The organism is Mucilaginibacter sp. UYCu711 (assembly GCF_050433825.1).
In the GTDB taxonomy this organism is placed as follows: domain Bacteria; phylum Bacteroidota; class Bacteroidia; order Sphingobacteriales; family Sphingobacteriaceae; genus Mucilaginibacter.
Genome location: NZ_JBNPWM010000001.1, coordinates 207,819 through 221,577 on the forward strand (window position 1 = coordinate 207,819; position 13,759 = coordinate 221,577).

The 13,759-nt window shown below is 42.6% G+C and carries 13 protein-coding genes; 7 read left to right on the forward strand and 6 right to left on the reverse strand.

Annotated elements, in window-relative coordinates; all coding sequences use genetic code 11:
• The first annotated feature begins 48 nt into the window (after positions 1-48).
• Both ABIB50_RS01020 and ABIB50_RS01025 read left to right on the forward strand, forming a co-directional pair.
• The gene (locus tag ABIB50_RS01020) at positions 49-1,266 is read left to right on the forward strand and encodes a glycosyltransferase family 87 protein (RefSeq protein ID WP_429376484.1); all 1,218 of its coding nucleotides are present in this window, start codon (positions 49-51) and stop codon (positions 1,264-1,266) included.
• Positions 1,267-1,383: 117 nt separating this feature from the next.
• Positions 1,384-2,061, forward strand: a complete 678-nt coding sequence (locus ABIB50_RS01025) for a hypothetical protein (RefSeq protein WP_429376486.1) — start codon at positions 1,384-1,386, stop codon at positions 2,059-2,061.
• Positions 2,062-2,106: 45 nt separating this feature from the next.
• Here the strand turns inward: ABIB50_RS01025 and ABIB50_RS01030 are convergent, their stop codons facing one another.
• Positions 2,107-2,772 carry a hypothetical protein gene (locus ABIB50_RS01030; RefSeq protein WP_429376487.1) on the reverse strand — a complete coding sequence of 222 codons (666 nt, stop codon included), beginning with the start codon at positions 2,770-2,772 and terminating at the stop codon, positions 2,107-2,109.
• A 72-nt stretch (positions 2,773-2,844) separates the two neighbouring features.
• Between ABIB50_RS01030 and ABIB50_RS01035 the strand changes: the two genes are divergently transcribed.
• Positions 2,845-3,864, forward strand: coding sequence for a threonine aldolase family protein (locus ABIB50_RS01035; protein ID WP_429376488.1), 1,020 nt, complete (start codon positions 2,845-2,847; stop codon positions 3,862-3,864).
• A 466-nt stretch (positions 3,865-4,330) separates the two neighbouring features.
• Here the strand turns inward: ABIB50_RS01035 and ABIB50_RS01040 are convergent, their stop codons facing one another.
• Positions 4,331-5,359 (reverse strand): aldo/keto reductase, encoded by a 1,029-nt coding sequence (locus ABIB50_RS01040; RefSeq protein ID WP_429376490.1) that lies wholly within the window; start codon positions 5,357-5,359, stop codon positions 4,331-4,333.
• A gap of 177 nt (positions 5,360-5,536) precedes the next feature.
• On the opposite strand from ABIB50_RS01040, the gene ABIB50_RS01045 reads away from it, so the two are divergent.
• The gene (locus tag ABIB50_RS01045; RefSeq protein WP_429376492.1) at positions 5,537-6,622 is read left to right on the forward strand and encodes a DNA topoisomerase IB; all 1,086 of its coding nucleotides are present in this window, start codon (positions 5,537-5,539) and stop codon (positions 6,620-6,622) included.
• Between the two features lie 55 nt (positions 6,623-6,677).
• Here ABIB50_RS01045 and ABIB50_RS01050 read toward each other — a convergent pair whose 3' ends face one another.
• The gene (locus tag ABIB50_RS01050; protein ID WP_429376494.1) at positions 6,678-8,315 is read right to left on the reverse strand and encodes a M56 family metallopeptidase; all 1,638 of its coding nucleotides are present in this window, start codon (positions 8,313-8,315) and stop codon (positions 6,678-6,680) included.
• 5 nt (positions 8,316-8,320) lie between these two features.
• Positions 8,321-8,683: a BlaI/MecI/CopY family transcriptional regulator gene (locus ABIB50_RS01055; RefSeq protein ID WP_429376495.1), complete on the reverse strand. Its 363-nt coding sequence runs from the start codon at positions 8,681-8,683 to the stop codon at positions 8,321-8,323.
• 101 nt (positions 8,684-8,784) lie between these two features.
• On the opposite strand from ABIB50_RS01055, the gene ABIB50_RS01060 reads away from it, so the two are divergent.
• From ABIB50_RS01060 to accC, 3 genes are all read left to right on the forward strand, one after another.
• On the forward strand, positions 8,785-9,627 hold the full coding sequence (locus ABIB50_RS01060; RefSeq protein ID WP_429376497.1) for an SDR family oxidoreductase: 843 nt from the start codon (positions 8,785-8,787) through the stop codon (positions 9,625-9,627).
• 76 nt (positions 9,628-9,703) lie between these two features.
• Complete coding sequence (locus tag ABIB50_RS01065) at positions 9,704-10,204, forward strand: c-type cytochrome (protein WP_429376499.1); 501 nt, start codon at positions 9,704-9,706, stop codon at positions 10,202-10,204.
• Positions 10,205-10,653: 449 nt separating this feature from the next.
• Positions 10,654-12,132 carry an acetyl-CoA carboxylase biotin carboxylase subunit gene (gene accC / locus ABIB50_RS01070; protein WP_429376501.1) on the forward strand — a complete coding sequence of 493 codons (1,479 nt, stop codon included), beginning with the start codon at positions 10,654-10,656 and terminating at the stop codon, positions 12,130-12,132.
• A 19-nt stretch (positions 12,133-12,151) separates the two neighbouring features.
• Here the strand turns inward: accC and ABIB50_RS01075 are convergent, their stop codons facing one another.
• Both ABIB50_RS01075 and ABIB50_RS01080 read right to left on the reverse strand, forming a co-directional pair.
• A complete protein-coding gene (locus ABIB50_RS01075; RefSeq protein ID WP_429376503.1) occupies positions 12,152-13,261 on the reverse strand; it encodes a glycosyltransferase family 61 protein in 1,110 nt (369 codons plus the stop codon).
• 27 nt (positions 13,262-13,288) lie between these two features.
• The gene (locus ABIB50_RS01080; protein ID WP_429376505.1) at positions 13,289-13,753 is read right to left on the reverse strand and encodes an NUDIX domain-containing protein; all 465 of its coding nucleotides are present in this window, start codon (positions 13,751-13,753) and stop codon (positions 13,289-13,291) included.
• Positions 13,754-13,759: the final 6 nt, after the last annotated feature.

A 13,759-nucleotide genomic window follows, 5' to 3' on the forward strand; every position in this document is an offset into this window, starting at 1 on the left:
CAAAACTCACAACCCGCTACTCACCACTAAAATATTATATTTGTCGCCATGAGCAATAAGCGGGTTCTATATTTAAACGGTTATCAATGGCTTTGGGTATTGTACATTGCTGTGGCTGCTTATACCACCTTGTTTAAATACACCCGTAATATTGATAACAATTACAAGATCTTCCGTGCATCATACTATCACGCGCGCGAAGAAAAAACCTTGTACGGCTTTTATCCGCTGGAGTACGGCGACGAGTATTTTTACGGACCCGTTTTCCCGGCTATCATAGCGCCCTCGGCATTATTGCCGCATGGCTGGGGTTTTTTATTATGGGAGGTTGCCAACGCCATAGCTATTTTAATGGCCATACATTTGCTGCCTTTTACTCAACGGCAGAAAAATCAACTACTGCTGCTCTGTGCTATAGAATACGCCAACTCCATATTTTACATGCAGTTTAACCCGGCTATAACGGCCATGATATTGCTCAGTTTTATTTTGGTTGAGCGTGGGCGCGAGCAATGGGCAACATTGTTTATTGTGTTGGGGACTTTAATTAAACTCTATCCAATAATCGGCCTTACTTTCTTTTTATTCTCGAAAAACAAGGGCAGGTTTGTGTTATGGTCGGCAATATGGTCGGTGGTGTTTTTGGCGTTGCCGATGTTGATAAGCAGCCCGGCTTATGTATTGAACTCGTACCCGCAATGGTTGAGCGCGTTGCATGGAAAGGTAGGACTAAACGCCTATTTTGATTCGCCGCAGGATATTTGTGTAATGGGGGTTGTAAGGCGCGTTACAGGCAATATTAACATCCCTAACCCGCCGTTTATTGCCGCAGGTGCCTTATTGTTCTTGCTGCCTTTACTAAGATTCAGCCAGTATAAATCATTTAAATATCGTATCCAAACGCTGGCATCGGCATTAATATTTATAGTGATATTTAGCACCGGCGCCGAGCATCCCACCTATATTATAGCTGTAACCGGAGTATTTATCTGGATGCTGATACAGGATAAGCCTTATAGTACCACCAATATTATATTCCTGGTATTGGTATTGGTAATAACAGGGTTGGGCCTGACAGACGCCGTACCTAAGTTTATTCGCCAACCATATATCGCTCGCTACTCTATAAAGGCCTGGCCGGTAATCATCATCTGGGGAAAAATTGTTTATGAATTGCTGTTTAATGATTTTGTAAAACAGAAATCAAAGATTGACCAGCAATTCGATCGGTTTAAGGGTAAAGATTGGTTAATGAAGATTAGTTGATCACTATAGCTTACATCTTGACAATATATCCTCTCGGTATTAATGTTGTCCAAATACTCTGTCAAACTTATCAATAGCGTTTATAAAATAACTATATTGCTATTAAATATATTCGTAATGCAACCTAAATTTTTTCAGTTTATCGTCATCACTTTTATCTGTTTAAGCTATCAAATAGCATCGGCGCAAAACAATAGCATCGGCCATCCCAATCAAATCTTTATATCGCCGTTAAGGATAATTGACTTGGCTAACCCCGGTATTGAAATTGGCTATCAGCGTGCCTATGGAAAAAATTTGGCAACAGCAGTTTCAATAGCACGTATGATTGATTTAGTGATAGCTCATTTACCAGATGATCCTCGGAATATCAGTAATTACAAAGGTTGGCGTTTACAGGCAGAACAAAAATACTTTTTACCAACATTTAATACTAACCGGCCATACCTTGCTGTTGACGCGATGTATTTGAAAGTAAACTATGATAGCAATTCAACTTTTGCAACCGATACAGCCAAAAATGCGCCTACGTACAGTGACAATTTTCATATTGATAAATCTAATTTTTCTGTCAACGCTAAAATTGGTATCCAAATCCCTGTAAAGCATTTTATTTTTGATTTTGTGGCTGGTATAGGTTTAAAACACAGACTTGCTATTCGCAGCGGACTTGAGAACCCAAACGCCTATGAAAATACACCTGTAGATGTTAATATCTGGACCGAAACAAATAAAGCAGGCAATGAATTCACATTAAGCCTGCCTATAAATATACGGGTAGCCTATGAGTTTTGACGAAAAGGATCTCAATAAAATCCCGCTGATCGTCAATCACCAATCTTATTTTATCCCACCCCCCTGCACCTGCCTGAAATAAGTAATCAGCTTATCCATACTCTTCGGGCTGAATTTTTTGGTTTTGATCTTTTCAACCACGTCAGGCTCGTCGCCCATAACTTCGCTCATTACATCAATAAAATTCTCATCAGTTATGGGTTTCATTGAGGCTGTGTTTTCACCGTAAAAGTATGTGGCTTTGCCGCCACGTCCGCCACCACCTCCGCCACTCCCGAAGATAGGGATGGAAATACCTCCACCCACACCGCCGCCGAAACCGCCACCACCACCTGTACCACCGCCGGCACCAAGGCTAATGCCCGGTCTAAAGCCGGAGCCACCGCCGCCGCTGCCACCGCCTCGTACAAGAAACAAACGTTCCGGGCCATCAACTACCACCTGCACAAAATCCAATTGATAGGCCGACCATCCTACAGGTGCCGCAACTATAAAGCTGTCCCTACCTGCTACAAACGAGCGCAGGTCGCTGGCACTTAGCTTAATGGCGTCGGCTTTGGCGTCTTCTTTATATTCGATGAAGGCTTCGTCCCTTATAGGGCCTTTTCCGCCGGCACCCAGGCGGATTAAGCCTGTGCTTAGGTTGCCTTTAACGTCATAAAAACGGCCGGTCTGCCAGCTTTGCGATTTTGCTGTTAGAAATAACAACATGAAGCATAAATTGATTAAAATTGTGCGCATAAGATATAAAAATAAAAATAACGCATTTTTAGCAAATTTAATATGATTACTGTTGATTTACGCAGCGATACTGTAACCAAACCCACGGCCGGCATGCTGGAGGCCATGTTTAATGCCAAAGTAGGCGATGATGTTTTTGGCGAGGATGAAACCATAAACCACTTAGAGCAAAAAGCCGCTGATATATTTGGTATGGAGGCTGGCATCTATTGCCCATCAGGCACCATGACTAACCAGATAGCCATAAAATGCTTCACACAGCCGCTGGACGAATTGATTGCGGACCAAACCGCGCACGTTTACCGTTACGAGGGTGGGGGAATAGCATTCAATTCGGGTGTGTCAACGCGTTTGTTGAATGGTTACCGTGGGATATTGACATCCGAAATGATAGAGCCTGAGATCAATGCAGACAATATTCATTACCCGCACACCAGCCTGGTAGTGTTAGAAAATACGGTTAACAAAGGCGGCGGTAGCTGTTATACTTTAGATCAGATCAAACCTATTGCAGAGCTTTGCAAAGCCAAAGACCTGAAGCTGCATTTAGACGGCGCACGCATATTTAACGCGCTGGCCCATACCGGCGATAAAGCTGTTGATTACGGTAAATACTTTAACGGGATCTCGGTTTGTTTATCTAAGGGATTAGGGGCGCCGGTGGGCTCGGTTTTACTGGCTGATAGGGATACCATCAGGTACGCCCGCCGGATCCGTAAGGTACTGGGTGGCGGCATGCGCCAGGCCGGCTTTTTAGCTGCTACAGGTATTTACGCTTTGGATCATCATGTGGAGCGTTTAAAGATAGATCATGCCCATGCGCAGATCCTGGCCGGGGCGCTAAGAAATTCATCCGCAGTAACCAACGTACTGCCTGCCGAAACCAATATCGTTTTGTTTGATACCGTTGAGCCGGCAGATGCAGTGTTACAGAAATTAGCTGCACAAGGCATCCGGGCAATGTCAACCGATAAACACCGCATCCGTTTTGTATTGCACCTGGATGTGCACCCGGAACAGGTGGAGCATGTGGTTAAAGTTATTGAATTATTGGGCCGGTAAGTGTTTCACAAATAGTGAAACACCTGAAACACTTTTTGCCAATAACCATCTGTAAATAAGTGTCTTACAAAACAGGAGTGAAACACTTTGAAACAGTACAAATACTTTAGCCGGAAGCATTAATTAGCTGTTAATAAACGTGTTATAATTATTTTTGACTTTTTGACTAATTGGAGTGAAACATCTAAAGTGAAACACTTATAAACCTATTTCAGAACAAGTTAATCCGGCACGCGTTCAACCGGGGGAAATCCCTTTTAAAAATTAAAATCTTTTAAGAAGGCACCTCCGGAGCCTTCCATTGTGTTTTTTATTACTATAAACAGGTTACTCCTCCGGAGCTTAAAAACAGAGAGTTCCGGCGGAACTACCTGTTTATAGCAAATACCAACAATCTTTAACGGCTCCAGCGGAGCCTCCTATTCTCAAAAGCGATCTCCCTCCGTTCAACCAATAAACCAGTGAACTATTTAACCAACCGGTCACCCATTTGGCGTTCAACCATCCAGCCCGGGTACTCTTTTGGCAGTGCGCTTACTTCATCTATCTTTTTCAGTTCATCTGCTGATAAGGTGATCGCTATAGATTTTAAATTATCATTTAACTGATCAATCGTTTTAGCGCCAATGATGGTGCTGGTTACACCTTTTTGCAAACGCACCCAGGCCAATGCCACTTGTGCTACAGAAACATTGTGTGCCTTGCTGATATCACCTAACACATCAATAATATCATAAGCCTTCTCCTTATTTATAGGCGGGAAATCAAACTTTTCACGACGCGAATCTCCGGGAGTCTCGTTATTACGGGTATATTTTCCCGACAGGAAACCACCTGCCAGCGGGCTCCATGGCAATATCGCCAGGTTCTGATCGGCAGCCAGCGGAACAATCTCGCGCTCAATATCACGTCCCGACAAGGAATAGAAATATTGCAAGCCTACAAATTTGTTCCAGCCATTTTTATCGGCAATGCCCTGTGCTTTCATCACCATCCAGGCGGGCCAGTTGCAAATTGCTATGTAGCGTACCTTGCCGGTTAACACAATATCATTTAAAGCGCGAACAGTTTCTTCTATGGGTGTAAAAAGATCAACCCCGTGAGCGTAGAGCAGATCTATATGGTCCAGCTGTAAGCGTTTTAAACTGGCATCGACAGATTGAAAAATATTTAAACGGCTCAGGCCAACATCATTAACATCCTTGCTCATGCGCCCGCGTACTTTGGTAGCTATAACAAGGCTGTTGCGGTTTAAACCAAGATCGATAATTGACTGCCCCAATAATTCTTCTGATTTACCAAACGAGTAAACATTAGCTGTATCAATAAAGTTAATGCCGGCATCTACAACGGTTTTCATCATCTGGTTAACCTCTTCCTGCTGCACGCGGCCAATGTTGCCCCAAATGCCTTCTTCGCTGCCGCCAAACGTCATGGTGCCGAAACAGATCTCGGATACCAGTACGCCGGTATTTCCTAAAAAATTGTATTTCATAAGTTGTTGTGGTTTTGTTGTGAGATAAAGTATAAAGTTGCGGTTTGTGTTTAAATAAAATGGTCAGGCGAGGGTAAAAAAGCCACCTTTACCGCTTGCTGAAGAGAGCGTACGCTATAATTTCCAAAATACGATCAAGCTATCAAACTTATAATAAATCCTCTTGTTATTACACCGATGAACAGATTGGTAAAAAAACTCGAAAAGATTGGCCGCGACCCTAAAACAACTGCTAAAGCTGTAGGCCTGCGCTATGCCGCCGACTCAACCCCCGGCTATACCCGCAAAAAGGCAGGCGAGGGGTGGAGCTATCAAGATGCTGATGGCAAAACGATTAAGGACAAGGAGTTAATTACCCGGTTCAATAAACTGGTTATCCCGCCGGCATATGCCAATGTCTGGATCTCGCCGTATGAGAACGGGCACCTGCAATTTACCGGTACGGATGCCGCTGGCCGCAAACAATACCGTTACCATGCCGACTGGAACAAGATCCGTAATCAATCTAAATATTATAAGCTGCAAACCTTCGCGTCGCATTTGCCCGAGATCCGTAAGCAGGTAGATAAGGACCTTGCCCGTACCAGCTTGGATCATGATAAAGTGGTGGCTTTGGTAGTACGATTAATGGAGCTAACCAGCATCAGGGTAGGTAACGAGTCGTATAAAAAATTGTATGGATCATTTGGTTTAACAACCCTGCAGGACAGGCACGTTAAGATAGACGGCACTAATCTTAAATTTGAATTTAAGGGCAAGAAAGGCGTGTTCCATAAAGTCGCCTTGCAAAGCCGTAAGCTGGCTAAACTGGTAAAACAATGCCGGGATATACCGGGGAAAGAACTTTTTCAATATTATAAAGAAGATGGCACGCGGTGTTCTATCGGATCCGGAGATATCAATACTTATTTAAAAGATATTAGCGGCGAGGATTTCACCGCTAAAGACTTCAGGACATGGGCCGGCAGTGTTAGCGCACTGTATGCCTTTAAAGAAGCCGGCGAGTTTGAAACTGTAACCGAGTGTAAAAAGAAAATAGTTAGCGTGCTTGACGAGGTAGCTATTAACCTGGGCAACACCCGTACGGTTTGTAAAAAATACTATGTGCACCCAACGGTAATTAAGAGCTACGAAGAGGGCAGACTATTCCGCTACATCAAGCAATTAGATGAGGATAAAGATGTAAAAGCCTCCGAGCTTAATATTGCCGAAAAGGTACTGTTAGAGATATTAGATAAAGAGAAGCTGGCTGAGGCGAGTTAACAAAAAAGCCATGTCGCAATCCGGCATGGCTCTCAACTGATATTAATTGATCTAACTATTTTGCTTTTTTGGTGGTGATAAATAGTACGCCATTTTTGGCCTTATCGCCATATTTATCCAACATGTCTTTGTCTTTATTTACACTTATCTTTTCTATTTCAGACACGGGTAGTTTTTTCATCTCTTTTTCAGAAGCCTCTTTTCCATCTATCATTATCAACACGCTGGTAAATTCGGTGGTTGTGGGTTTTTCATTGGTATTGTATTCAAATTTTGATGTGGTAATTTTAGTACCGTCCTTGCCTGTTATTTTAACAAGGTCATCGCTTGTTACAAAAACGAAGTTTCTGGCGGTGTCGCGTTTTATAAAAGTAACCGATCTTGGCTGTGTAGGTTCAAAACCTGATTCTTTACCATTTATCCTGATGCGGGTTGTACCACCCGGAAGCGCTTTAAATTGGCCGCCAACAATGTCTATAGTTTGCAGATCTTTAGGTGCCACTTTTTCAAATTCTTCTTTGGTTACTTTCACACCATTTACAATATAGCTATCCGGCTCGCCACCTTTACCGCCAACCATTTTAATGATATAGTTTTTTGTGCTGTCTCCGCGCTCGTCTGTTTTAATTGTATAATTAAAGTTCTTATTAACGCCGCTATCAGTCATGACAATTATGCGGGTTACTTTTTTAGGCTTTATCGTATCAATTGCCACAACCTTTTTTAAGGCCGGTTTATCATTATTAAGGTTTTTTGGTGTGGTAATAGTTATTAATTTATTAATAGATGCCGTAATAGATCTATAGGCAACTTTACTATTTTTAACCAGCTCGGCTTTCGACGCGCTAAATACACATAGGCATATTAGAACAACCGGCACTAAAAACGCGTAGCGCGTCAGGTTCGCGTTTGACGACCTTTTAGCGTTCATCATCTTAATACGTTTCTTTAGTGTCGAAAAGTTAAAATGATTGGTGATACCCGCCGATGCCGTGGCGGCAATGCTTACATTTAATAAGCTGTACTGGTAAGCTTTGGTATCGATGCCTGCCTGCAGGATCTTACGGTCGGTAAGAAACTCAATATTTTCGCGTACGGCTTTCTTCATCAGCCAAACACCGGGGTTGAACCAGTAAAACACCAGGCTTATTTCGGCCAGTAAAATATCAAGGGTATGCCATTCTTTAACGTGTACCTGCTCGTGCTGGAGGATGCTTTTAAGGTCAGCAGCGTCCAGGTTATCCGGGTTAATATAAATGTTCTGCCAGAAAGAAAACGGACTGATATTGGCAGTAGTAACCCGTACATCATGGTCCAGTATAGTTACCGGTTTTGAGTTTAGGTATAGCTTGTATAAAGAGAACAGCTGTACCAATAATCGCGCAGCAAAAACGGTGGCGCCAAACCAAAAAATAATTGTGGCCCAATACCAATAGCCCGGCTGCTGTATAAATTGCTCGGGGGCTTTCCAGTTAAGAACTACCTGCTGTACAGGTTTGGCAATTTGCTGGTGGCGCAGTAAGAAATCGTTTATGTTAATAAGCGGATAAATAGACGAGAAGATAATCCCCAAACCTAAATATACCCGGTTAAGCGTATAAAAAGTAAGCTTACGCAGCACCAGGTAATAGCCCAGGCAAAATATGATGAGCGCTATATTTACTTTAAGCAGGAAAATAAATAATTCTGGCATAGCTATCATGATTTAGGGTTTTCAATCAGGTTAATTATCTCTTTTAATTCGGTAGCGCTTATCTTTTTATTTTTAGCGAAAAAGGTAACCAGGTCTTTGTAGGAGTTTTCAAAATAATCGTTCACAAAGCCACTCATAAAGCGTTTTTTATACTCTTCTTCTTTAATAGCTGCTTTGTAGCGGAACGAGTTACCCATTTTTTCGGCCGTTACAAATCCCTTGCGTTCCAGGTTTTTTATGGTTGATGCCAGGGTAGTGTAAGGGGGCTTTGGCTCGGCTATCGCGTCAAGGAAATCTTTAATAAAACCTTCGCCATGCTGCCATACCGCCTGCATAGCTTCTTCTTCTTGTATTGATAATTTTTCCATTGCTGTACGATTACTTCGTAAATCTACGATTTATTCGTAATTATACAAATTTATTTTCAAAATACTTCAATAAACCGGTTACTTTAACATAATTTAACAACATGGCAACAACTACAACGGTAATAACAGGGGCAACATCGGGTATTGGCGAGGCAACGGCCATCGCGTTAGCAAAAAAAGGGCATGGTTTGTATTTATTGGTACGCGATGTTGCTAAAGGTGAGGTACTTAAAAAGCAACTGGTAGCCGAAACAGGGAACAAAGAGATCCATATTATTTATTGCGACCTTACTGATTTAGCCACCGTTGTGAAAGCCGCCGACGAATTAACCGCCAAACTATTTAACATAAACGTGCTCATAAATAACGCCGGCGGTATGTTTAATAATTTTACATTAACGAAGGATGGCTTTGAGCTGACTTTTGCTTCCAATCACCTGGGGCATTTTTTGCTGACCAAACGCCTGATGCCTTTGTTAGAAAAAGGCCATGCGCGCATTATCAACCTAAGCTCTGATCTGCATAAGTCAGGCAAGCCTGACCTGGATAATTTTAAAAATCCGGCTACGTACTCGGCGATAAAAGCTTATGGCAATAGCAAACTGTTTAACATTTACTTTACCAAATCATTAGCCGAAAGGTATAAGGACAAAGGAATTACAAGCTATGCGCTGCATCCGGGGGTAGTTAAAACCAGCTTTAATTCAAAACTTACCGGCTTTATAAAATTCTTTTTTTCGCTGGCTACCCCATTTATGATCAGCCCCGAAAAAGGTGCGGAAACCTCTGTTTACCTGGCTACTGCACCTAAGCTGGAAACAAAAAGCGGCCAGTACTTTTACAAGAAAAAGGTAAAGAAACCTGCCGCCATAGCAAATGATACCAATGCGCGTAATAACCTTTGGGCTTTAAGCGAAGAATTAGTTAAATCCTTTTATGTGTAATATTAGTATTACTATATTAATAATGTTGCAACATTCAAAATAATGAGTTATTTTCGATGACTTAAACATGACAATTATGCGTTTCAATAAAAAGTTATTAATTCCTATATGTTTGCTTTCTGGTGTGATCCTCTTAGCGTCAATGACCTTGATACAACAAAAGGAAGAGGATGAAAAAGCAGTAAACCTTAAAGTATTGCCAAAAAATATCTCTCATAAAGACCTTGAAAAAGTAATGGGTCAGTGGGCGTCATCATTAGGTGTTAGATGTAATTTTTGCCATGCACGTAACGATGAAACCAAAAAGATGGATTTTGCCAGCGATGCCAAACCAGAGAAAAAAATGGCCCGCGAAATGTATTTAATGGCAACCAAGATCAATAAAAAATATTTCAAAAGCGGTGGTAAAGATTCTATCGGCGTAGCCAAATTAAGCAGTGTTAATTGCTATACCTGTCACCGCGGTGTTGCGCATTTAGAAGAAGCAACCTGGCCAAAACGTGGTGGTGGTGGTCCTGGTGCTGGTGGCCCGGGTGTGCCTCCGGGTGTTCAGCCAAAACCACAAGGTGGCCGTTAAAATGAAAATAAACAAAATATAAAATGCCCCCGGTTTGCCGGGGGCATTTTTGTTAGATATGGTATGTTATTTAGCTATAAAAGAACCCGCTATATAGTCTAGCCACTATTTGTGGTAGTATATTGAGGTATTGTAGCATTTGCAGGCTGTTTATCTTTTGCGGGCCCAAACATCAGCATGTAGCACTTAATGAATAATATAAAAACTATAAATATTACCATCAGCATAAATTGAAGGTCGTCCTTGGTTCTTATTTTATTGTTGAACCAAGACCATGGTTTGGGGGTTCTGTACATATTCTTCTCAGTTAGTCGTATATAAAACGCTTGAATATTGATAAAGTTTTAACTGCGGCGTAAAATAATTTATGATGACATAAATATTACGATGATTGTAAGAATGTAACATACAGGTTCCTGATTTAAACAAATCTGTTACATTTGTTAGTTATGCAAAAAATATTGGTTGCCAACCGGGGCGAAATAGCCTTAAGAGTAATGCGTTCTGCACGCGAAATGGGTATTAAAACAGTGGCTGTTTATTCTGCCGCCGATAGGGACGCCCTCCATGTACGTTATGCTGATGAAGCCGTATTTATTGGCGAAGCGCCATCTAACCAATCCTATTTGGTGGGCGATAAAATTATTGACGCCTGCCGGCAAACCGGTGCAAAAGGGATTCATCCAGGCTATGGCTTTTTAAGTGAGAATGCAACATTTGCCCGCCAGGTTCGCGAGGCCGGGTTGATACTGATAGGCCCTTCGCCCGAGGCTATGGAGATTATGGGTAACAAACTGTCGGCAAAAGCAGCGGCCATGAAATACAATATCCCCATGGTGCCCGGTACCGAAGAAGCCATAACCGATGTTAATGAAGCAAAGAAACGCGCGGTTGAGGTTGGTTTTCCCATCCTGATAAAAGCCGCTGCCGGTGGCGGTGGTAAGGGTATGCGGATAGTAGATACCGTGGCCGATTTTGAAGAACAAATGCAACTTGCTGTATCAGAAGCTACTTCGGCTTTTGGGGACGGTTCTGTTTTTATTGAGCGATATGTATCATCGCCCAAACATATTGAAATACAGGTGCTGGGCGACACGCATGGTAATATAGTGCACCTGTTTGAACGCGATTGCTCGGTACAGCGCAGGCACCAAAAAGTAATTGAAGAAGCACCGTCGGGCATTTTAACGCCCCAAATCCGCGAAGCAATGGGTAAGTGTGCGGTTGATGTGGCCCGGTCTGTTAACTATACCGGCGCAGGTACGGTTGAGTTTATAATGGACGATCAGCTTAACTTTTACTTCCTGGAAATGAATACCCGCCTGCAGGTTGAGCACCCTGTAACCGAGTTGATAACAGGGATTGACCTGGTAAAAGAACAAATAAAGATTGCAAGGGGCGAAGCCATCAGCTTTAAACAGGAAGAGCTGAAGATTAACGGCCACGCAGTCGAATTGCGGGTATATGCCGAAGACCCCGCCAATAATTTCCTGCCGGATATTGGCACACTGCAAACTTATGTAACACCTAAAGGGCCCGGCATCCGTGTTGATGATGGTTTTGAGCAGGGGATGGAGATCCCCATCTATTATGACCCGATGATAGCCAAGCTGATAGCCTATGGCAAAGACCGCACAGAGGCCATAGAACGAATGGTACGTGCCATAAACGAATACCAGATAACCGGTATTACCACCACTTTAGGTTTCGGCAGATTTGTTATGCAGCACGAAGCTTTTACATCGGGTAATTTTGATACGCACTTTGTAAAGAAATATTTTACGCCCGAAGTATTGCAAACCGGTAATGAGCAGGAAGCACTAATAGCCGCCCTTATAATGGAGCAGTTACTAAGTGGTACTAAAAACACGGTTGAAGAAAGCGCTAATCAACCGTCAAACTGGGTAAAAAACCGCCGGGAACTGTAGATACGCAATAGATTACGTCTCAGGATAAAATATTTTGTAGTGCAGTTCTAATTTTTTCAGGATCAATGGTCAGGTCGTCTGCCAGGTTACGATAATGTGTTTCGCCGGTATTGTCTTCAAAAATGGCGTAGTATTGCAATCCTAAAGCCGATGATAAACTCCTGAAATAATCAGGGTAATAGCCGCTGGGAAATAGTTCAATCAATATCGTACCAGGCGCACAATTGATGATATTGGTGTATGAAGCGCCATGCGGGCCAATGATAATCTTAGCATTTTTGTACAGCGTAATTTGCTCGGCAACGGTTTTGGGCGTGTCTTCAATAATATCAAAATCAAACTCCTTTAAAACTTTTATCACCTCATTCTCATTGATGAGCTTACGCCTTGATTTGCGCTGAACGTAGATCCGTTCGCCTGTTTTACCGACACTTGCTTTTGGCACTAAAGTTTCTCGTAATAAATTCAGATCGCTTTTATTAGGATAGTACCAGCTATCGTTATTGCCCAGGTAATAATGAGTTGCCTGTACATTATGCGTTTTGCTATCCAGCACCTGGTCTGCTGCTACACCTGCATATGATAGTAGTTCCTGCTCGAAAGCGGTATGTACCAGTGGGTAAATAATTTTAGCCTTTTTAAACTCAGCGTCGGGCATCGCGCTTTTTATGCGTAGTAATTTAGCGTATATAAAATAGGTATAATCAAAATAACCATCCCCCCATTCGTGCGACCAAAGCACAATACAGGTATCGCATTTAACAACCGGGCGCTTATCACTTTTTAATAATGTTTTAACAAACAGCGCCGATCCAAAATCCAGGTCCAATACATCGCGGCCCAGTTTTACACCACCATAAGGGTAAATTGTCAGGTTATCGCTAACGCGATATACCGCCACTGCTGATGTTGCTACAGACTGGCTTTTAGCATAACTATCGTCAACGGGTAACCCGGTATCGCCGGAAGGCGGCAGCGTTAGTTCTTCACCAGGGTCTGAGAAGATCTGGTATGCTGCCAGCTTTTTTAGCGTAGCCGGTTTGCTTAATATTTTAGCGCCAAACAGGCTTGCCAACAATGGTATGCTTTGTTTTGCGGTGTCTCTTAAAAAAGCTTTTATCTTCTTCATGGTGCCGCTGCAATTATAGCAATATTATTAAAGAAGCGATTGTAACTCGGTAATTAAAGCTACCTGCGCCGGGTTGATCTTTGTTTTAGCTACCTCAACTGTAAACCAGTCGCCGCGGTCAATCTCGGCAAAGCTGGCTTTTTTACCAGATCGGGGAGGCCATTCTATTTCAAACAGGTTGCTTACTAATGTTGCCGGATCAATATCACCTGCTATGGCCCAGGCATGTACTGTTTTGCCGCTTTTTTGTTTGATAGGCGTAAGTTCAATGTACTCATCGCCGATAAGTTGCAACCCTGTCTCTTCAAAAAACTCGCGGTTAGCGGCTAATAACGGATCCTCGTCAGGTAAAAATTCGCCTTTTGGTATTGACCATGCGCCTTCATCCTTATTCTTAAAAAATGGCCCGCCCGGATGCACCAGGAAAACTTCCAGTTGACTACGAATGTTGCGGTACAGTAAAATTCCAGCGCTTTGGTTAGAGATATGCATACGTGT

Coding starts and splice junctions, on each gene's coding strand:
- ABIB50_RS01040 (WP_429376490.1), bottom strand. CDS start 5,359: ATGAAATACAATTTTTTAGGAAATACCGGCGTACTGGTATCCGAGATC.
- ABIB50_RS01035 (WP_429376488.1), top strand. CDS start 2,845: ATGATTACTGTTGATTTACGCAGCGATACTGTAACCAAACCCACGGCC.
- ABIB50_RS01030 (WP_429376487.1), bottom strand. CDS start 2,772: ATGTTGTTATTTCTAACAGCAAAATCGCAAAGCTGGCAGACCGGCCGT.
- ABIB50_RS01080 (WP_429376505.1), bottom strand. CDS start 13,753: ATGCATATCTCTAACCAAAGCGCTGGAATTTTACTGTACCGCAACATT.
- ABIB50_RS01075 (WP_429376503.1), bottom strand. CDS start 13,261: ATGAAGAAGATAAAAGCTTTTTTAAGAGACACCGCAAAACAAAGCATA.
- ABIB50_RS01020 (WP_429376484.1), top strand. CDS start 49: ATGAGCAATAAGCGGGTTCTATATTTAAACGGTTATCAATGGCTTTGG.
- ABIB50_RS01060 (WP_429376497.1), top strand. CDS start 8,785: ATGGCAACAACTACAACGGTAATAACAGGGGCAACATCGGGTATTGGC.
- accC (WP_429376501.1), top strand. CDS start 10,654: ATGCAAAAAATATTGGTTGCCAACCGGGGCGAAATAGCCTTAAGAGTA.
- ABIB50_RS01055 (WP_429376495.1), bottom strand. CDS start 8,683: ATGGAAAAATTATCAATACAAGAAGAAGAAGCTATGCAGGCGGTATGG.
- ABIB50_RS01065 (WP_429376499.1), top strand. CDS start 9,704: ATGCGTTTCAATAAAAAGTTATTAATTCCTATATGTTTGCTTTCTGGT.
- ABIB50_RS01025 (WP_429376486.1), top strand. CDS start 1,384: ATGCAACCTAAATTTTTTCAGTTTATCGTCATCACTTTTATCTGTTTA.
- ABIB50_RS01045 (WP_429376492.1), top strand. CDS start 5,537: ATGAACAGATTGGTAAAAAAACTCGAAAAGATTGGCCGCGACCCTAAA.
- ABIB50_RS01050 (WP_429376494.1), bottom strand. CDS start 8,315: ATGCCAGAATTATTTATTTTCCTGCTTAAAGTAAATATAGCGCTCATC.